16 protein-coding genes are annotated in these 19,122 nt (G+C 60.2%); 14 read left to right on the top strand and 2 right to left on the bottom strand.

The window, feature by feature from the left end; genetic code table 11:
- Nucleotides 1-3: 3 nt before the first annotated feature.
- The 9 genes from gap to AB4N76_RS07315 all read left to right on the top strand — a co-directional run bounded on the left by gap (nucleotide 4) and on the right by AB4N76_RS07315 (nucleotide 10,930).
- Nucleotides 4-1,005, top strand: coding sequence for a type I glyceraldehyde-3-phosphate dehydrogenase (gene gap / locus AB4N76_RS07275; protein ID WP_077431389.1), 1,002 nt, complete (start codon nucleotides 4-6; stop codon nucleotides 1,003-1,005).
- Between the two features lie 17 nt (nucleotides 1,006-1,022).
- Nucleotides 1,023-1,487: a methylglyoxal synthase gene (locus tag AB4N76_RS07280; protein WP_046032036.1), complete on the top strand. Its 465-nt coding sequence runs from the start codon at nucleotides 1,023-1,025 to the stop codon at nucleotides 1,485-1,487.
- Nucleotides 1,488-1,563: 76 nt separating this feature from the next.
- Nucleotides 1,564-2,082: an RNA polymerase sigma factor gene (locus AB4N76_RS07285; protein WP_077431387.1), complete on the top strand. Its 519-nt coding sequence runs from the start codon at nucleotides 1,564-1,566 to the stop codon at nucleotides 2,080-2,082.
- An 83-nt stretch (nucleotides 2,083-2,165) separates the two neighbouring features.
- Nucleotides 2,166-3,131, top strand: coding sequence for a FecR family protein (locus AB4N76_RS07290; RefSeq protein ID WP_077431386.1), 966 nt, complete (start codon nucleotides 2,166-2,168; stop codon nucleotides 3,129-3,131).
- Between the two features lie 122 nt (nucleotides 3,132-3,253).
- A complete protein-coding gene (locus AB4N76_RS07295) occupies nucleotides 3,254-5,818 on the top strand; it encodes a TonB-dependent receptor (protein ID WP_077431385.1) in 2,565 nt (854 codons plus the stop codon).
- Between the two features lie 114 nt (nucleotides 5,819-5,932).
- Nucleotides 5,933-6,541: a biliverdin-producing heme oxygenase gene (locus AB4N76_RS07300; RefSeq protein WP_460164320.1), complete on the top strand. Its 609-nt coding sequence runs from the start codon at nucleotides 5,933-5,935 to the stop codon at nucleotides 6,539-6,541.
- 137 nt (nucleotides 6,542-6,678) lie between these two features.
- A complete protein-coding gene (locus AB4N76_RS07305) occupies nucleotides 6,679-7,074 on the top strand; it encodes a YbaN family protein (protein ID WP_077431384.1) in 396 nt (131 codons plus the stop codon).
- Between the two features lie 178 nt (nucleotides 7,075-7,252).
- On the top strand, nucleotides 7,253-9,397 hold the full coding sequence (locus AB4N76_RS07310) for a methyl-accepting chemotaxis protein (RefSeq protein ID WP_460164321.1): 2,145 nt from the start codon (nucleotides 7,253-7,255) through the stop codon (nucleotides 9,395-9,397).
- A 201-nt stretch (nucleotides 9,398-9,598) separates the two neighbouring features.
- A complete protein-coding gene (locus AB4N76_RS07315) occupies nucleotides 9,599-10,930 on the top strand; it encodes a CoA transferase (RefSeq protein ID WP_460164322.1) in 1,332 nt (443 codons plus the stop codon).
- Between the two features lie 103 nt (nucleotides 10,931-11,033).
- On the opposite strand, the gene AB4N76_RS07320 is transcribed toward AB4N76_RS07315, so the two are convergent.
- Nucleotides 11,034-11,897: a DNA-3-methyladenine glycosylase family protein gene (locus AB4N76_RS07320; protein WP_460164323.1), complete on the bottom strand. Its 864-nt coding sequence runs from the start codon at nucleotides 11,895-11,897 to the stop codon at nucleotides 11,034-11,036.
- Nucleotides 11,894-13,321: an arginine-ornithine antiporter gene (gene arcD / locus AB4N76_RS07325; protein WP_046032045.1), complete on the bottom strand. Its 1,428-nt coding sequence runs from the start codon at nucleotides 13,319-13,321 to the stop codon at nucleotides 11,894-11,896. The genes AB4N76_RS07320 and arcD (AB4N76_RS07325) overlap by 4 nt, the downstream gene beginning before the upstream one ends.
- A 460-nt stretch (nucleotides 13,322-13,781) precedes the next feature.
- Here arcD (AB4N76_RS07325) and arcD (AB4N76_RS07330) point away from each other — a divergent pair, with 460 nt between their 5' ends.
- The 5 genes from arcD (AB4N76_RS07330) to AB4N76_RS07350 all read left to right on the top strand — a co-directional run bounded on the left by arcD (AB4N76_RS07330) (nucleotide 13,782) and on the right by AB4N76_RS07350 (nucleotide 19,090).
- Complete coding sequence (arcD, locus tag AB4N76_RS07330) at nucleotides 13,782-15,209, top strand: arginine-ornithine antiporter (RefSeq protein WP_046032046.1); 1,428 nt, start codon at nucleotides 13,782-13,784, stop codon at nucleotides 15,207-15,209.
- A 35-nt stretch (nucleotides 15,210-15,244) separates the two neighbouring features.
- Nucleotides 15,245-16,501, top strand: a complete 1,257-nt coding sequence (arcA, locus tag AB4N76_RS07335) for an arginine deiminase (protein WP_077431380.1) — start codon at nucleotides 15,245-15,247, stop codon at nucleotides 16,499-16,501.
- An 80-nt stretch (nucleotides 16,502-16,581) separates the two neighbouring features.
- Entirely contained in the window at nucleotides 16,582-17,592 is a 1,011-nt protein-coding gene (locus tag AB4N76_RS07340) for an ornithine carbamoyltransferase (protein WP_046032048.1), read from the top strand.
- Between the two features lie 193 nt (nucleotides 17,593-17,785).
- Nucleotides 17,786-18,715, top strand: a complete 930-nt coding sequence (arcC, locus tag AB4N76_RS07345; protein WP_460164324.1) for a carbamate kinase — start codon at nucleotides 17,786-17,788, stop codon at nucleotides 18,713-18,715.
- A 12-nt stretch (nucleotides 18,716-18,727) separates the two neighbouring features.
- Complete coding sequence (locus tag AB4N76_RS07350; protein WP_046032050.1) at nucleotides 18,728-19,090, top strand: DUF5064 family protein; 363 nt, start codon at nucleotides 18,728-18,730, stop codon at nucleotides 19,088-19,090.
- Nucleotides 19,091-19,122: the final 32 nt, after the last annotated feature.

Consider the following 19,122-nt stretch of genomic DNA (forward strand, 5'->3'; position numbering starts at 1 on the left):
TAAATGACTCTTCGAATCGCAATCAATGGTTTTGGCCGAATTGGCCGCAACGTCTTACGCGCACTGTATACCCAAGGCTATCGTCAGGACCTGCAGATCGTTGCCATCAATGATTTGGGTGACAGCGCGATCAACGCTCATCTGCTCAAGTACGACACTGTTCACGGCACGTTCGACGCCGATGTCCAGCACGACCAGGAGAGCCTGACCGTCAACGGCGACCGCATCGCCGTCAGCGCCATTCGCAACCCCGCCGAACTGCCCTGGGCTGCAGAAAAGATTGATGTCGTGTTCGAATGCACCGGTCTGTTCACCGACCGCGCCAAAGCCGCCGCGCATATTACGGCCGGCGCGCGCAAAGTCATCATCTCGGCCCCGGCCAAAGGCGCCGACGCCACCGTGGTGTATGGGGTTAACCACGACATTTTGCGCCAACACCACCAAATCATTTCCAACGCGTCGTGCACCACCAACTGCCTGGCCCCGGTCGCTCAGGTGCTGCACCGTGAACTCGGGATCGAGAGCGGTCTGATGACCACGATCCACGCCTACACCAACGATCAAAACCTGACCGATGTCTATCACACCGACCCGTACCGCGCCCGTTCCGCCACCCAGAACATGATCCCGAGCAAGACCGGTGCCGCTGAAGCCGTCGGCCTCGTCCTGCCGGAACTGGCGGGCAAGCTGACCGGCATGGCCGTTCGCGTGCCCGTGATCAATGTGTCGCTGGTGGACCTGACCGTTCAGCTCAAGCGTGAAGCATCGGCCGATGAAGTGAATGCGCTGATGAAAGAAGCCAGCCAGCATTCGAAGATTCTCGGGTACAACACCCTGCCGCTGGTTTCCAGCGACTTCAACCACAACCCGCTGTCGTCGATCTTCGACGCCAACCACACCAAGTCCAGCGGCAAGCTGCTCAAGGTGTTGGCCTGGTACGACAACGAATGGGGCTTCTCCAACCGCATGCTCGATAACTGCCTGGCGTTGTGCAACGCTGAATAAGCCCGGAGCAGTCACCGATGATCGGTATCAGTTTTACGCAAAAGACCCTGGCGGCGCGCAAGCGTATCGCCTTGGTCGCCCATGACCACTGCAAAGTGTTTTTGCTGGACTGGGCCGAACGGCACAAAGACAAACTCGCGCAACATGAACTGCTCGCCACCGGCACCACCGGGTTGTTATTACAACAACGCCTCGACCTGCCGGTGGAAAGCATGATCAGCGGCCCCCTAGGCGGTGACCAACAGCTCGGCGCACGCATCGCCGAGCAGCGCGTCGACCTGCTGGTGTTTTTCTGGGACCCGTTCGAGCCGCAACCACACGACCCGGACATCAAGGCTTTGCTGCGCGTGGCGGCGGTCTGGAACATTCCGGTGGCGTGCAATGAATGCAGCGCCGACTACCTGCTCAGCAGCCCGTTGATGGATCAGGCACACGAACATCGCATCCCCGATTACGCGACGTATTTATCCGGCCGAGCGTAACCCCTCACAATCAGTACTTGACCATCCGAGCGGATGATAAGCATTATCATTCGCTCAAAATGGATCAGGTTCCCCCGTGAGTCAATCGCGCTTCAATCATGTCTTCATCGCCCAGCGCGTTTCGCTGCTGCGCACGTTGGAGCGGATGGTCAACAATCACAGCACTGCCGAAGACCTCCTGCAGGAGACCTACCTGCGAGTGACTCGCGCGCTGGGTGAACGGCCCATCGATCACCTCGAACCCTTCGTGTTCCAGACCGCCCGCAACCTGGCGCTGGACCATTTGCGCGCGCGTCGCATTCAGTCCCGCACCCTGCTCGACGACGTGCCGCTGGACGTGGTGGAAAGCATCGCCGCCCCTACCAGCAGCGCCGAAGATGCCGTCCATGCCGAACAATTGCTGGAGCGTTTGAACGTGAGCCTCGGTGAACTGAGCCATCGTCAGCAGCAGATTTTTATCCTCAGCCGCCTGAACGGACACAGTTATCTGGAGATCGCCGAGAAGCTCGGCGTCTCGTTGAGTACTGTGCAGAAGGAACTGAAGCTGATCATGACGATCTGCATCGGAGTCGCCGAGCGCTCAAACGGCGACTGAGTTCGTCAGGCTTTGCTACCCTTGCCCCACTTCCAAGCCTCACCAAAAAAACAGCCGTGCACAGACACTGCCGAGGAAACACCGTGACGGACACCCACCGCTCCCCTTCGCCCTCGCCGGCCAGGGACCCCGCCAACGCGATGGACCAGGCCCTGGACTGGCTGATCGTGCTGGGCAGCCCGAGCGAAGACCAGACCCAGGCGTTTCATGACTGGCTGGCTGCTGATCTGCTGCATGCCGAGGCGTTCGCCAAGGCGCAGGCGATCTGGGATGGCCCGCAAGTGGTGCAATGCGCACAACAACTGGCCGCCCGGCCGCCGAAAGTAACCGTCCTGTCGCGCCTGCGTCCGCACTGGAAACCCTTGGCGACGGCCGCCGTGTTGATCCTCGGCCTGTTCAGTTTCAGCAACCTGCCGATGCGCCTTCAGGCCGACCACTTGACCGTGATCGGTGAACGCCAGCGCCTGCAATTGGAGGACGGCTCCAAAGTGCTGCTCAATACCGACTCGGCGTTTTCCAGCACCATCAACGATCAACAGCGCGTGGCCAGGTTGTATCAGGGCGAAGCGTTTTTCGAAGTGCAAGCCAGTCGTGGCCAGCCATTGGAAATCGACGCCGGGCCCGTTACGGCCAGCGTGCGCGATACCGCGTTTGCCGTGCGTTATCTGGACGGCGTGACGCAGGTTCGGGTGCAGCGCGGGGATGTCGACTTGCGGGCGACGCACGACGATACGCGTGTGCGCCTCAGCGCCGGTGAAAGCATTCGTATCGGCCCCAACGGTTTCGACCGGCCCGCCAAGCTCGATGCCGCCACCGAACTGGCCTGGGTCCAGGGCCGACTGGTGTTCGAGAACTGCCCGCTGAGCCAGGTACTGGCAGAGCTGCGTCGCTACTATCCGGGCTGGATCATCAACAACAACGAGCAATTGGCCGACGTCGCGGTGACCGGCAATTACCGTCTCGACCAACCGCTGGATGTGGTCCGCTCGCTGGCACACATCACCTCCGCACGGCTTCAGGAATTCCCCGCTTTAGTCATCCTGAACTAAATGAGAATTATTTTTACTCGATAGCACGCGTTCGTTCGTCTCGTTATAGCCAATGCAATTGATTCGCATCTCTACATGCCAATCAGCACCTATAAAGATTCGTGCGACACGGAGCGCTATCGATGTCCTCTCGCCTTACCCGCCAGTCCTCTTCACCTTCCTGCGTGCTGTCGCTGCTGACCGCCGCCATCCTCATGGCCGGTACCGCGCCGCTCATGGCCGCCACGGCGGCCGAACCGTCGACCCGCAACATGGGTGATTATTCGTTCGCCATCCCTGCTCAGTCGCTGGTGTCGGCACTCAATGCCTTTACCGCCGTGACAGGTTGGCAAGTCGGCTTGCCGGCAGAGCTGGCTGAAGGCGTGGCTTCCCAGGGCGTACGCGGTTCGTTGCCACCGGAAAAAGCCCTCGATCGCCTGTTGGTGGGGACCAACCTGAGCTATCGCAAACTGGGCACCAGCAACATTGTGCTGGAGAAACGCAGCAACAACGGCGCGATCAACCTGGACCAGGTCACGATCAGCGCCACCCGTAATGAACAGGACGTGAACAGCGTACCGAGCACAGTCAGCGTTTATACCCGTGAAGACCTGGACCGCAACAACGTCAATACCATCAAGGAACTGGTGCGCTATGAACCGGGCGTTTCGGTTGGCGGCACAGGCCAGCGCGCCGGTCTAACGGGCTACAACATCCGTGGCATCGACGGCGATCGCGTATTGACCCAGGTCGATGGGGTGCAAGTGCCGGACAGTTTCTTCAACGGCCCGTATGCCCAGACCAACCGCAACTACGTCGACCCGGAAATCGTCAAACGCGTGGAAATCCTCCGGGGCCCCGCGTCGGTGTTGTATGGCAGCAACGCCATCGGCGGCGCTGTCAGCTACTACACGCTGGACCCGGATGACATCATCAAACCTGGCAAGGACGTCGGCGCGCGCCTGAAAACCGGTTACAGCTCGGCCGATGAAAGCTGGCTGACCTCCGGCACCGTGGCCGGCCGTACCGGCGAGTTCGACGGCCTGCTGCACCTGAGCCAGCGCAACGGTCATGAAACAGAGTCTTACGGCGAAACCGGTGGCACCGGCCTGAACCGCACCGAGGCCAACCCTGAGGACGTGCGCACCACCAGCGTACTGGCCAAGCTGGGCTGGGATTACGCCGACGACGCGCGCTTTGGTTTGACTTTCGAAAACTACAAGGCCGACAGCGACACCAACCAGTTGAGCGCGGTGGGCGGCCCGTTCAACGCCGGGCGTGGTTTCGGCTTCTATAAATCCCGTACCGGGAACGACACGATCACTCGCGAACGTTTTGGCCTGGATCATAACTTTGGTCTGGACAGCGCCCTGGCAGACAACATCAAGTGGACCCTGAACTATCAGATCGCCAAGGCCGACCAGAGCACCCAGGAAATCTACGCACCTTCGCGCACCGTGCTGCGCAACCGCGACACCAACTACAAAGATCGCCAGTGGGTGTTCGATGTCCAGGCTGACAAGTCATTCGCCATTGCCGACACCGCTCACCTCGTCACCTACGGCACGACCATCAAACAGGACAAAGTCACCGGCCTGCGTACCGGCACCGGCACCTGTCTGACTGTGGCCGGTTCCTGCCGGGTCATCGGTGCCGCGAGCCCCGCCGACACCCTGAAACCGGCGAGCGATTTCCCCGATCCGACGATCAACACTTACAGCCTGTTTGCCCAGGATCAGATCAGCTGGGGCAACTGGACCTTCCTGCCCGGTGCTCGTTACGACTACACCCAACTCAAGCCGCACGTCACCGACGAGTTCCTGGCCACCGCCGACCAGAGCGGCAACGGCGTCGTGAGCGAAGACACCAAGACCTGGCATCAACTGTCGCCAAAACTCGGCACCACCTACCGCTTCAACGACAACTACACCTGGTATGGCCAATACGCCGAAGGCTTCCGCACGCCGACGGCCAAGGCTTTGTATGGTCGCTTCGAAAACCTCGCGGGCGGCTATCAGGTCGCCCCTAACCCGGACCTGGAACCGGAAAAGAGCAAGAGCTATGAAACCGGCCTGCGCGGTCAGTTCGAGGCCGGCACGTTCGATGTGGCGGTGTTCTACAACAAATACCGCGACTTCATTGACGAGAACGCCATTACGCCCGGCTATACCGAGACCACGTTCCAGAGCAACAACATCGCCCACGCGACCATCAAAGGTGTGGAGCTCAAGGGTCGCCTGAACCTGGACAACTTCGGCGCTCCGAACGGCCTCTATACCCAAGGCTCGGCGGCCTACCAGTACGGTCGCAACGATGACACCGGTCAGCCGCTGAACAGTATCAACCCGCTGACCGGCGTGTTCGGCCTGGGTTACGACCAGGACAACTACGGCGCCCTGCTGAACTGGACACTGGTCAAGCGCAAGACCCGCGTCGACAGCACCAGCTTCAAGACTCCGGACGGCACCAGCACCCAGTTCAAGACACCGGGTTATGGCGTGCTCGACCTGGCCGGTTTCTACAAGGTGACCGACGACGTGACCGTCAACGCCGGCCTCTACAACCTGACCAACAAAAAGTACTGGCAATGGGATGACGTACGCGGCTACGACAGCGTCGGCGAAGCCTCGGTGACTCAGCCGGCCAACCTCGACCGCCTGACCCAGCCGGGTCGCAACTTCGCGGTCAATCTGGTCTGGGATATCTGATCCCGCCCGGCTCACTGTGCAGCCCAGTAAAAGCTGCACAGTGAAGATTTTTTACTGTCGCGCGCCTGCTGATTCGTCTCGTTACCAAGCGCCTCCATTTCTCAAGGATTTCTCATGACCTCTCAGGACACCGCTCAACGCCCTGCTCTGCGTTCGCAACGTTTGAACCAGATCACCCACGAACCGCATACCAAACTTGATGCCCTGGTCAAAGCCCACGCGCCGTTTGAAACCCAGGCCAACTTCGCCCGTTTCGTGGTCGCTCAGTACCTGTTCCAATCGGAACTGGTGGCGCTGTACAACGATGCCGCACTGACCGCGATTGTTCCCGACCTGCCGGCCCGTTGCCGTGCCGAAGCGGCCAAGGCTGACCTCGCTGATCTGGAAACCGAAGTGCCGGCCGCCATTGCCGGTGCCGTGAAGAACCCGACCCAGGCCGAAGCGCTGGGCTGGCTGTTCGTTTCCGAAGGGTCGAAGCTCGGCGCGGCGTTCCTGATCAAGCGAGCCGTTGGCCTGGGCTTGAGTGAAACCTTCGGCGCCCGCCATCTTGGCGAACCAACCGGTGGTCGCGCTGAAGGCTGGAAAAGTTTCGTGAAGACGCTGGATGGCCTGACGCTCAGCGCACAGGAAGAAGCCGATCTGGACAAAGGCGCCATCGACGCGTTCAACCGGTTTACCGTGTTGCTGGAACAGGCTTACGCCACCGCAGCCGAACCGGCCTGAAGCCAAACAACTATCCTGTGGGAGCGGGCTTGCCCGCGATTGCAATGTGACATTCAGCATCTTTGTTGAAGGGTAGACCGTCATCGCGGGCAAGCCCGCTCCCACAGGTCCGCCTCACCCCCGTGCCCTTGAGACCAATGCCTCAGCCCTCCTCTTCAAAACTCTCCCGCCTGCTCTTCGGCCTGCTGGCCTACATCAGCCTCGGTATCGGCCTGATCGCCATCGTCGTGCCCGGCCTGCCCACCACCGAATTCATCCTGCTCGCCGCCTGGGCCGCGACCCGCAGTTCGCCGCGCTTGAGTGCCTGGCTGGAAAACCATCGGCTGTTCGGTTCGATCCTGCGCAACTGGCGCAACGGCAAGATCATCACCCGTCGAGCCAAGGTCAGTGCCACCGTCAGCATGTTGCTGTGCGCCACGCTGATGCTGGTGATGCTCGATCACGGCTGGCCGATTTACCTGGCGATTGCCGGCATGAGCCTGGGCAATCTGTGGATCTGGTCGCGTCCGGAATCAGTACCGAGAATTTCCTGAAATTCAGCTCTTTTCAGGGCATTTTCCTGCGCAAACGGTCAACCACTACCGTTCGTCGACTTGCGTTCATGCAACCTTCACAAAGCGCCGATGTGCATTGAATGGCGCTAAATGGATTTGGCGTACCGAGTCGGTTTCGACTCCTTGCCAACACTTCATCCATTTGTGAGTTCGCCCTATGTTCGACTCCCTCTCTATCCGTCTGAAAATCGTTTTGCTCTCCGGTCTTTGCCTGCTCGGCGTGGTCGTCTTGATCGTCGGCATGAACATTTACCAGACCGATCAGAACGATGATCTGGTCAACGCCTCCAGCAGCAAAATGCTCACCGACAGCGTACAGAGCCTGCTGCAAGCCAAAGCTGCCGAACAAGCGGTGCGAGTGCAGAAGACCTTCGGTGAAACGCTGACGGTGGTGACGGCCCTGGCCGATCAGATCAAGGACATGCGCACCCTGGCAGCCAAGCGCTCGCTTGATGCCGGCGCCCTGCGTGAAGAGTTGAACCAGAACCTGAAAACCGCGTTCGAGCGCAACAGCAAAGTGCTGGGGATCTGGCTGGCGTTCGAGCCCAACGGGCTGGATGGCAAGGACAGCGAGTTCGTCAATGATGCGGTCCGCCAGTCCAACGAAGCCGGGCGATTCGCCACGTATTGGAGCCGTGCAGGGGGCGAGGCGCTCAACACAATCATGGTCGAAGAGGACATGACCAAAACCACCCTGAACCTCAGCGGCACACCCTACAACGTCTGGTACACCTGCCCGCGGGACAGCAAGCGTACCTGCCTGCTCGACCCCTACGCCGATACCGTCGGCGCTAACAAAACAGAAGTGTTGATGACCACCATTTCCGTGCCGCTGCTGGTGGATGGCAAGTCCATCGGCGTGGTCGGTGTCGACATCGCGCTAGATGCCCTGCAAGCGGCGGCGGTCGACTCCCAGCGTGAACTGTTCAACAGCGCCGGGCACATGCTGATCGTCTCCGGCACAGGCGTGCTCGCGGCCTACAGTGTCGACGCCGGTAAAGTCGGCAAGAGCATCGGCGACACCCTCGGCGCGGACGGCAGGGACATCCTGCAATTGCTCGGCAGCGGAGCGCCGAAGATTCTTCAGCAAGGCGACCTGATCCGCGCGGTCTACCCGGTCAGCCCCATCACTGACGCGAAAACCTGGGCCGTGGTGATCGACTTGCCCAAACAAGTGTTGCTGGCCGACTCGGTGAAACTGCAAGCGGTGCTCGATGACGCCCAGCAAAGCGGCACGATCAAAGCGGTGCTGGGTGCCGTCATTGCTGGTTTGGGCGGCTTGCTGCTGATCTGGCTCACCGCGTCGGGCGTGACCCGCCCGATCAACAGCGTGGCCGACATGCTCAAGGCGATTGCCAGCGGCGACGGCGACCTGACCCAGCGTTTGAACTACAGCAAGAAAGACGAATTGGGTGAACTGGTCAGCTGGTTCAATCGCTTCCTCGACAAGCTGCAACCGACCATCGCGCAGATCAAGCAAAGCATCACCGACGCCCGCGGCACGGCCGACCAGTCTTCGGAAATCGCCCGTCAGACCAGCGAAGGCATGCAAGTGCAGTTCCGTGAAATCGACCAGGTCGCCACCGCGTCCAACGAAATGAGCGCCACCGCCCACGACGTTGCCAACAGTGCCTCGAACGCCGCCAGTGCGGCCAAAGGTGCCGACCAATCGGCCCGAGATGGCATGCAGATCATCGAGCGCAGCACCCGCGACATCAATCAACTGGCGGACGAAGTCAGCAAAGCGGTGACCGAAGTCGAAGCGTTGGCGGTCAACAGTGAGCAGATCGGTTCGGTGCTGGAAGTGATCCGCAGCATTGCCGAACAAACCAACCTGCTGGCGCTCAACGCCGCGATTGAAGCGGCCCGTGCCGGTGAAAGCGGTCGCGGGTTTGCGGTGGTGGCCGACGAGGTGCGCAACCTGGCCAAACGCACGCAGGATTCGGTGGAAGAAATTCGCCAGGTGATCGAGCGCATCCAGAGCGGCACGCGCGGCGTGGTCGCCACCATGCATTCGAGCCAGACCCAGGCCCACAACAACGCTGGGCAGATCCAGCAAGCGGTCCAGGCCCTGGGCAAAATCAGTGATGCAGTGACGGTGATCAGCGACATGAACCTGCAAATCGCCAGCGCTGCCGAACAGCAAAGCGCAGTGGCCGAAGAGGTCAACCGCAACGTCTCGGCGATCCGCACCGTCACCGAAACCCTGACCGGCCAAGCCACCGAATCGGCGCAGATCAGCAGCCATCTCAACTCGCTGACCACGCACCAGATGAAATTGATGGATCAGTTCCGGGTGTAATTCCCGTTCCTGTAGGAGCAAGGCTTGCCCGCGACAGGATCGTTCCCACGCTCTGCGTGGGAATGCAGCCCGGGACGCTCTGCGTCCCAAAAGCGGACGCAGAGCGTCCATTGAGGCATTCCCACGCAGAGCGTGGGAACGATCATCTGGTCTGTCAGCCGTTTTGAACTATGCTCGGGCTCTCGTTCCGGAGGGCCTTCGATGACTGATTTACTCACGTCCATTCAAGCCGCACTCGGCTTGCCTCACACCCCCATACCTTTCACGTCGAGCGGCGCCCTGCCCTCGGCGTTTGCCGTGACCGATCTGGCCTGCGCCAGCATTGCCGCCGCCGGACAGGCTGTCAGCGAGCTATTGCGGCAGCACACCGGTCGCTTGCCGGGGATTGAAGTCGACCGCCGCCTTGCCTCTTTCTGGTTCGCCACGTCGATCCGCCCCGTCGGCTGGAGCGTTCCGCCGATGTGGGACCCGGTGGCCGGTGACTACGCGACGAATGACGGCTGGATCCGCCTGCACACCAACGCCCCCCATCACCGGGTAGCGGCTGAAAGCGTGCTTGGCACCTGCGTTGACCGCGCGGCGATGGCGAGCAAAGTGGCGCATTGGGCCAAAAGCGCTCTGGAGCAGGCGGTGGTCGACGCCGGGGGCTGCGCCGCCGAAATGCGCACGTGGGCGCAATGGCAGCGGCACCCGCAAGGGTTGGCCGTCAACGCCGAGCCATTGATTCAGTTCAGCGACGCCAGCGGCCACCCCGCCAAAGCGTGGCGCGGCTCCGTGGCCCAGCCACTGGCCGGGATCAAGGTGCTGGACTTGACCCGCGTGCTGGCAGGTCCGGTCGCCAGCCGTTTTCTCGCGGGCCTCGGTGCGCAGGTGCTGCGCATTGACCCGCCGACCTGGAACGAACCCGGCGTGGTACCGGAGGTGACCTTGGGCAAACGCTGTGCGCGCTTGGATCTGCACAGTAAAGATGATCGCGCTGTATTCGAAACCCTGCTCAAGGAAGCGGACATCCTTTTGCACGGTTACCGCGCCGATGCACTGGAACGCTTGGGCTATGGCGTTGCCGAGCGCCGGACACTGGCGCCGGGCCTGCTGGATGTCAGCCTCAACGCCTATGGCTGGAGCGGCCCGTGGCAGAACCGCCGTGGCTTCGACAGCCTGGTGCAGATGAGCAGCGGGATTTGCGACGCCGGGATGCAGTGGAAACACGCGGACAAACCGACACCCTTGCCGGTGCAGGCGCTCGATCACGCCACCGGGTATTTGATGGCGGCTGCGGCTGTCATTTTATTGGGGCGTGGGGGTTCGGCGCGGTTGTCGTTGGCGCGGACGGCGAAACTGTTGATTGAACAGGGTGCCGGGGTGCAAGAACCGTTGCAGGCAGAGGATGACAACGATCAAGGGATCGTGATTGAGCATACGCCTTGGGGGCCGGCGCATCGGCTTCATGTGCCGTTGAAAATCACCGGGACACCGTTGCAGTGGGGGCTACCCGCGACAGAGTTGGGTTCCCATCGTGCGCAGTGGTGGTGATGATTCTGGCCCATCGCGGGCAAGCCCGCTCCCACAGGTTTTGTGATCGGCACAGATCCACTGTGGGAGCGGGCTTGCCCGCGATGGGGCCAGAACAAACAGCTCAGTCAGAGCGGCTGAGTGATGTCCAGAGCAACTGCGCCGCATACCCTCGATAAGGTCGCCACGCCTCGGCTCGCGACAACAGGTCCCGACCCGTCACTGGCGCGTTTTCCAACGCCGCCAGTGCCTTGATCAATCCCACATCCCCAGACGGAAACGCATCCGGCTCGCGCAACTGGCGCAACGCAATGTACTGCGCCGTCCAGTCACCAATCCCGTGCAAGGCGAGTAGCCGCGCCACGCCATCTTCTCGGCCCGGCTCAAACAACCGAGGATCATCCCGCAACGCCTGAGCCACACCGGACAAGGTTCGCCCCCGGCTTTTCGGCATGCCCAATGCCGCCAGATCCGCGTTCGCCAACACGGCCGACTCAGGAAACACATGGGTCAATCCCGCCAGCGGCGACTGCAACGGCGCGCCATACTGCGCCACGAGCTTGCCCGCCAGGCGGATCGCCGCGCCCACGGTGATCTGTTGCCCCAACACCGCTCGAATCGCCAACTCCAATCCATCCCAGGCCCCCGGCACCCGCAAGCCCGGACGCTGGGCAATCAGGCGTTTCATCAACGGGTCCCGTGCCAACTGGCGGTGGATCGCTGGCAAATCCGCATCCAGATCAAACATCCGACGCAGCCGCGCCACGATCCCGGGCACGGCCATCGCATCCGGAAAATCCAGAGTCAGTTCAAGGGCGTCAGCGTCTGTCGGTCCTATCGAAAACGTACCGTAGTCACCGTTCAACCCGATGCTGCGCGAGTAGACCCCGTCGGCCACGGCCTCCATCCCGGCCACCGCCCGCACCGACAAAAATCCCAGCATCGCCGACCAGTCATACGGCGGCTGATAGGCCAGCAACAACCTCACAACGACAGCAACCCGCTGTACAGACCATACGCGGCCAACCCGGCACCAATCATGACGCAGGTAAAAATGCCCTTCTCGACATGCGTGAACAATGGCTCGCCTTGCTCATGCTTGGCCTTGGCGAACAGAATCACCCCCGGCGCATACAACAACGCCGACAGCAGCAAATATTTGACCCCGCCGGCATACAGCAACCACACCGCATACCCCAGCGCGATACCGCCGATCATCAGGTCCTTGGTGCGCTCGGCGCTGGCGTGCTCGTAGGTTTCGCCGCGCCCGCTCAACAACACCGCATACGCTGCCGACCACAGGTACGGCACCAGAATCATCGACGACGCGAGGTAGATCAGGCTGGTGTAAGTGCCGGCGGAAAACAGCGTGATCAGCAGAAAGAGCTGGATCATCACGTTGGTCAGCCACAGCGCATTCACCGGCACGTGGTTGGCGTTTTCCTTTTTCAGGAAGGCGGGCATGGTCTTGTCTTTGGCCGTGGCGAACAGGATCTCGGCACACAGCAGCGCCCAGGACAGCAAAGCCCCCAGCAGCGATATCGCCAGGCCGACGCTGATCAGCAACGCCCCCCAGGGGCCGACGATATGTTCCAGCACGGCCGCCAGCGACGGGTTCTGCAGGTTGGCCAATTCTGGCTGGCTCATGATGCCCAGCGACAACACGTTCACCAGCACCAGCAAGGCCAGCACCCCGATAAAACCGATGACCGTCGCCCGTCCCACGTCCGACCGTTTCTCCGCCCGGGCCGAGTAGACACTGGCGCCCTCGATCCCGATGAAGACGAACACCGTCACCAGCATCATGTTGCGAACCTGGTCCATCACCCCGCCAAAATTCGGGTTGCTGCGGCCCCAGATGTCCCGGGTAAAAATGTCCGCCTTGAAAGCGACGGCGGCGATGACGATGAACATGATCAGCGGCACGATCTTGGCCACGGTGGTCACTTGATTGATGAACGCCGCCTCCTTGATCCCGCGCATCACCAGGAAATGCACGGCCCACAGCAGCACCGAGGCACAGCCGATGGCGACGGGTGTGTTGCCCTGGCCAAAGACCGGAAAGAAATAACCGAGGGTGCTGAACAGCAACACGAAATAACCGACGTTGCCCAGCCAGGCGCTGATCCAGTAACCCCAAGCGGAGGAAAATCCCATGTAGTCGCCGAAGCCGGCCTTGGCGTAGGCATACACCCCGGAATCCAGTTCAGGCTTGCGATTGGCCAGGGTCTGGAAGACGAACGCCAGGGTCAGCATGCCGACCGCAGTGATGGCCCAGCCGATCAGCACCGCCCCCGCATCGGCTCGCGCCGCCATGTTCTGCGGCAACGAGAAAATCCCCCCGCCAATCATCGAGCCCACCACCAAGGCGATCAACGCGCTCAGGCGAAGCTTTTGCGTCGGTTGTGACATTCCTGCGTCTCCACTTTTTCCAAATACGGCCGGGCGACCATGGTTATAAAACCGTCACATGACGGGTTTTAACTAAATAGATACAGCGTAATAACGTTTATTAGATAACGCCATGTCACGGTCATTTATTTATAACCGAACATTCTATGACCGTCATGGCAAAGAGCGATTTTGTGGGTTAATCCTAATAAATCAACTCCGCACCAAAAACAGGCGCCAAATATTTGCGGAAACGCCAAAAAGAACTAACTTAAAGATCGCCAGCAAAGCTCGCTTATTCCGGCTAGCTCTGAGCGAGGCCTCTGGATTAGGCTTCTCCGGCCATCCGTATCCGGACCGAAAATCATCCAAAAGTCTTTAATTAACAATGGAATGTGCTCATGCACTGATCTAAGTCAGATGTTCGAACAGCTAACAGAACTACTCTGTTGTCTCTCTTCTCCTGCACTGGAGTCATGCGATGTCTGAATCCCCCGCAAAACTGAAACTTGGCGCGTTGGTTGCTCTGGTTGTCGGCTCAATGATTGGTGGCGGGATCTTCTCCTTGCCACAAAACATGGCCGCCAGTGCTGACGTTGGCGCCGTACTGATCGGCTGGGCCATCACCGCCGTCGGCATGCTGACCCTGGCGTTTGTCTTCCAGACCCTGGCCAACCGAAAGCCTGATCTGGACGGCGGGGTATACGCCTACGCCAAGGCCGGTTTCGGCGACTACATGGGTTTCTCTTCCGCCTGGGGTTACTGGATCAGTGCGTGGTTGGGCAACGTCGGGTATTTCGTACTCTTGTTCAGCACCCTGGGTTACTTCTTCCCGATTTTCGGTGAAGGCAACACGGTGGCTGCCGTGATCGGTGCATCGTTGCTGCTCTGGGGCGTGCATTTCCTCGTGTTGCGGGGGATCAAGGAAGCAGCATTCATCAACCTGGTGACCACGGTCGCCAAGATCGTGCCGCTGGTGCTGTTTGTGTTGATCGCGATTTTCGCCTTCAAACTGGACATCTTCACCGCTGACATCTGGGGCGTGAAAAACCCGGACCTGGGCAGCGTGATGAACCAGGTACGCAAGATGATGCTGGTCACCGTCTGGGTGTTCATCGGCATCGAGGGCGCGAGCATTTTCTCGGCCCGCGCAGAAAAACGCACCGATGTAGGTAAAGCCACCGTCATCGGTTTCATCACTGTGCTGCTGTTTCTGGTGCTGGTGAACGTGCTGTCGCTGGGCATCATGACTCAACCGGAACTGGCCAAGCTGCAGAACCCGTCGATGGCGGCCGTGCTGGAGCACGTGGTCGGTCACTGGGGCGCGGTGCTAATCAGCGTAGGCCTGATCATCTCGCTGCTGGGGGCGTTGCTGTCGTGGGTGCTGCTGTGTGCGGAGATCATGTTCGCCGCGGCCAAGGACCACACCATGCCGGAGTTCCTGCGCAAGGAAAACGCCAACCATGTGCCGGTCAACGCGCTGTGGCTGACCAACGCGATGGTGCAGCTGTTCCTGATCATCACGCTGTTTTCGGCCAGTACTTACCTGTCGCTGATCTACCTCGCCACCTCGATGATTCTGGTGCCTTACCTGTGGTCGGCGGCTTACGCGCTGCTGCTGGCGGTGCGCGGCGAGACTTACGAAAACGACTCGGGCGAGCGCACCAAGGACCTGTTGATCGGCGCCATCTCGGTGATCTACGCGGTCTGGCTGGTCTACGCCGGCGGCACCAAATACCTGCTGCTGTCCGCCCTGCTCTATGCGCCCGGCGTAATCCTGTTCGCCAAGGCCAAGCGTGAACTGGGCAAACCTGTTTTCACCAACGTCGAGAAGCTGATTTTTGCAGCCGTAATCATAGGCGCCGTGGTGGCGGCCTATGGGCTGTATTCCGGCTTCCTGACCCTGTAACACCTGAATAATTTGTCATCTGGAGGATCACTGTAATGACCACGGAAAAAGTTAAGTACGGCGTGCATTCCGAAGCCGGCAAACTGCGCAAAGTCATGGTTTGCTCCCCAGGCCTGGCCCACCAGCGGCTGACCCCGAACAACTGTGACGAACTGCTGTTTGATGATGTGCTTTGGGTCGCCCAAGCCAAGCGTGACCATTTCGACTTCGTCACCAAAATGCGCGAACGCAACATCGATGTGCTGGAAATGCACAACCTGCTGACCGACATCGTTGCGATTCCGGAAGCGCTCGACTGGATTCTGGAGCGCAAGATCACCGCTAACTCGGTGGGCCTGGGCCTGATCAATGAAACCAGCTCGTGGCTGCGCAGCCTGGAGCCACGCAAGATCGCCGAATTCCTGATCGGCGGCGTCTCCGCCGATGACCTGCCGACCAGTTTCGGCGGTAAAGCCATCGAGATGTTCCGCGACTTCCTCGGCCACTCAAGCTTCATTCTGCCGCCATTGCCCAACACCCAGTTCACTCGCGATACCACGTGCTGGATCTACGGTGGCGTGACCCTGAACCCGATGTACTGGCCGGCGCGCCGCCAGGAAACCCTGCTGGCCACCGCCATCTACAAATTCCACCCGGAATTCACCAACGCCGACTTCCAGGTCTGGTACGGCGACCCGGACCAGGAACACGGTAGCTCCACCCTGGAGGGGGGCGACGTGATGCCAATCGGCAACGGCGTGGTGCTGATCGGCATGGGCGAACGCTCGTCCCGCCAGGCCATTGGCCTGCTGGCGCAAAGCCTGTTCAAAAACAAAGCGGTCGAAAAAGTCATCGTCGCCGGTCTGCCGAAATCCCGTGCAGCGATGCACCTCGATACCGTGTTCAGCTTCTGTGACCGCGACCTCGTCACGGTTTTCCCTGAAGTCGTCAATCAGATCGTCGCCTTCACCCTGCGTCCGGATGAGAAAAAACCGGGTGGCATCGACATCCGACGCGAAGACGCCAGCTTCCTCGACACCGTGGCCAAGGCCCTCAACCTGAAAGCGTTGCGCGTGGTGGAAACCGGCGGCAACAGCTTCGCCGCCGAGCGCGAACAGTGGGACGACGGCAACAACGTGGTGGCTGTGGAGCCAGGCGTGGTGATCGGTTATGACCGCAACACCTACACCAACACCTTGCTGCGCAAGGCGGGCATCGAAGTCATCACTATCAGCGCAGGCGAGCTGGGACGTGGGCGTGGCGGCGGCCACTGCATGACCTGCCCGATCATTCGCGACCCAATCGACTACTAACCTTCAGCCTTGGCCGGCGCAGCCCTGTACCCCAGGGCATGCGCGACCAAGGGGATAACCGACACCAAAGGAGATCCATCATGGCTTTTAATATTCACAACCGTAATTTGCTGAGCCTGGAACACCACACCCCTCGCGAATTGCGCTACCTGCTCGACCTGTCCCGCGACCTCAAGCGCGCCAAATACACCGGCACCGAGCAGCAACACCTCAAAGGCAACAACATCGCGCTGATCTTCGAAAAAACCTCGACCCGTACCCGCTGTGCGTTCGAAGTCGCGGCCTATGACCAGGGCGCCAACGTCACCTACATCGACCCGAACTCCTCGCAGATCGGCCACAAAGAAAGCATGAAAGACACCGCCCGCGTATTGGGGCGCATGTACGACGCCATTGAATACCGTGGCTTCAAGCAGGAAATCGTCGAAGAACTGGCCAAGTTTGCCGGCGTACCCGTGTTCAACGGCCTGACCGATGAATACCACCCGACGCAAATGATCGCCGACGTGCTGACCATGCGTGAACACGCCGACAAGCCGATCCACGACATCAGCTACGCCTACCTGGGCGACGCCCGTAACAACATGGGTAACTCGCTGCTGCTGATCGGCGCCAAGCTGGGCATGGACGTGCGCATCTGCGCGCCAAAAGCCCTGTGGCCGCTTGACGACCTGGTGGCTCGCTGCAAGCAATATGCGGAAGAAAGCGGTGCTCGCATCACCCTGACCGAAGACCCGAAAGCCGCGGTCAAAGGCGTGGACTTCATCCACACCGACGTCTGGGTGTCGATGGGCGAACCCGTTGAAGCCTGGGCCGAGCGTATCCAGCAACTGCTGCCGTACCAGGTCAACGCCGAACTGATGAAAGCCACCGGCAACCCGCGCACCAAGTTCATGCACTGCCTGCCGGCCTTCCACAACAGTGATACCAAAATCGGCAAGCAGATTGCCGAGCAGTACCCGAACCTGAAGAACGGCATCGAAGTGACTGATGACGTGTTCGAGTCGCCGGCCTGCATCGCCTTCGAGCAAGCGGAAAACCGCATGCACACCATCAAGGCGATTCTGGTGTCGACTTTGGCTGACCTTTAACGGCGCACCCGGCTCCCACTGACTGGACTCAGTCAATGTGGGAGCTGGCTTTGTGGGAGCCGGGCTTGCCCCGGGCGGCGTTCCGACGATGGCATCACCTCGTTGTAACTGATTCACCGAGGCGTCTGCATCGCTGGCAAGCCAGGCTCCCACAATGACCGCATCTCACTGTTTTTCTGGAAGGATTGCCATTATGCGTATCGTCGTCGCTTTGGGCGGTAACGCCCTGCTCCGCCGTGGTGAACCCATGACCGCGGACAATCAGCGCGCCAACATCCGGATCGCCACCGAACAAATTGCCAAGGTCCATGCCGGTAACCAACTGGTAATCGCCCACGGCAATGGTCCGCAGGTCGGCCTGTTGTCGCTGCAAGCCGCGGCCTACACCTCGGTTTCCCCCTACCCGCTGGACGTGCTCGGTGCCGAAACCGAAGGCATGATCGGCTACATCATCGAACAGGAACTGGGCAACCTGCTGGACTTCGAAGTGCCCTTCGCCACCCTGCTCACCCAGGTTGAAGTCGACCCCAAAGACCCGGCCTTTCAAAACCCTACCAAGCCGATCGGCCCGGTATATGCCAAGGCCGAAGCGGAAAAACTCGCCGCCGAAAAAGGCTGGGCGATTGCCCCGGACGGCGACAAATTCCGTCGCGTGGTGGCCAGCCCCAAACCAAAACGCATTTTCGAGATCCGCCCGATCAAGTGGCTGCTGGAAAAAGGCAGCATCGTGATCTGCGCCGGCGGTGGCGGCATCCCGACCATGTACACCTCACCCGGCGTACTGGAAGGTGTCGAAGCGGTGATCGATAAAGACCTGTGCTCGGCGCTGCTGGCCGAACAGCTTGAAGCCGATATTCTGGTGATCGCCACCGACGTCAGCGCCGCGTTCATCGACTACGGAAAGCCGACCCAGAAAGCCATCGGCCAGGCTCACCCAGATGAAATGGAAAAACTTGGCTTCGCCGCCGGCTCCATGGGGCCCAAGGTGCAGGCAGCCTGTGAATTCGCACGCCATACTGGAAAGGTCGCGGTGATCGGTTCACTCTCGGACATCGAAGCGATCGTCCAGGGCAAGGCAGGTACGCGCATCAGCACGGCGAATCCTGGCATTACTTACTTGTAGGGAGAAACGTCTATGGCACTGTTTGAGCCAGGTCATTTACACATCGAGCGACACGCGTTGACCAAGGACGATGTCAGCTACGACGTGAAGCTCGACTATGAAGTCAGCAAAAATGATAAAGGGGTGAAAGGAATTCAGTTCACCCTGCATGGCAGCATGCAAGGGAAGGACATGAAAGAGACCTTCTTTCTGCCCAAGGAGGAGGCTTACAACTTCGCCAGAAACGTGACAGCGATCGCCGAGAAGTACGGCATTCCAAAGACCCATAGCCAGATCGGCTCGGTACACAAACATTACGACTTGATGTTTGAAGACATACGCAAGCAGTTGGACATGAAATCCGGCGACCCGGTAGATATCAAAGACTTCGAGTAATCCACTGTCCCCTGTGGGAGCGAGCCTGCTCG

It is taken from the genome of Pseudomonas sp. S2_F03, assembly GCF_054668335.1.

Excerpts from the sequence above, each read along its gene's own strand:
- AB4N76_RS07305 (WP_077431384.1), top strand. The coding sequence starts at position 6,679 with ATGCCTCAGCCCTCCTCTTCAAAACTCTCCCGCCTGCTCTTCGGCCTG.
- AB4N76_RS07280 (WP_046032036.1), top strand. The coding sequence starts at position 1,023 with ATGATCGGTATCAGTTTTACGCAAAAGACCCTGGCGGCGCGCAAGCGT.
- gap (WP_077431389.1), top strand. The coding sequence starts at position 4 with ATGACTCTTCGAATCGCAATCAATGGTTTTGGCCGAATTGGCCGCAAC.
- AB4N76_RS07295 (WP_077431385.1), top strand. The coding sequence starts at position 3,254 with ATGTCCTCTCGCCTTACCCGCCAGTCCTCTTCACCTTCCTGCGTGCTG.
- AB4N76_RS07350 (WP_046032050.1), top strand. The coding sequence starts at position 18,728 with ATGGCACTGTTTGAGCCAGGTCATTTACACATCGAGCGACACGCGTTG.
- AB4N76_RS07315 (WP_460164322.1), top strand. The coding sequence starts at position 9,599 with ATGACTGATTTACTCACGTCCATTCAAGCCGCACTCGGCTTGCCTCAC.
- arcD (WP_046032045.1), bottom strand. The coding sequence starts at position 13,321 with ATGTCACAACCGACGCAAAAGCTTCGCCTGAGCGCGTTGATCGCCTTG.
- AB4N76_RS07310 (WP_460164321.1), top strand. The coding sequence starts at position 7,253 with ATGTTCGACTCCCTCTCTATCCGTCTGAAAATCGTTTTGCTCTCCGGT.
- arcC (WP_460164324.1), top strand. The coding sequence starts at position 17,786 with ATGCGTATCGTCGTCGCTTTGGGCGGTAACGCCCTGCTCCGCCGTGGT.
- arcD (WP_046032046.1), top strand. The coding sequence starts at position 13,782 with ATGTCTGAATCCCCCGCAAAACTGAAACTTGGCGCGTTGGTTGCTCTG.
- arcA (WP_077431380.1), top strand. The coding sequence starts at position 15,245 with ATGACCACGGAAAAAGTTAAGTACGGCGTGCATTCCGAAGCCGGCAAA.
- AB4N76_RS07340 (WP_046032048.1), top strand. The coding sequence starts at position 16,582 with ATGGCTTTTAATATTCACAACCGTAATTTGCTGAGCCTGGAACACCAC.
- AB4N76_RS07300 (WP_460164320.1), top strand. The coding sequence starts at position 5,933 with ATGACCTCTCAGGACACCGCTCAACGCCCTGCTCTGCGTTCGCAACGT.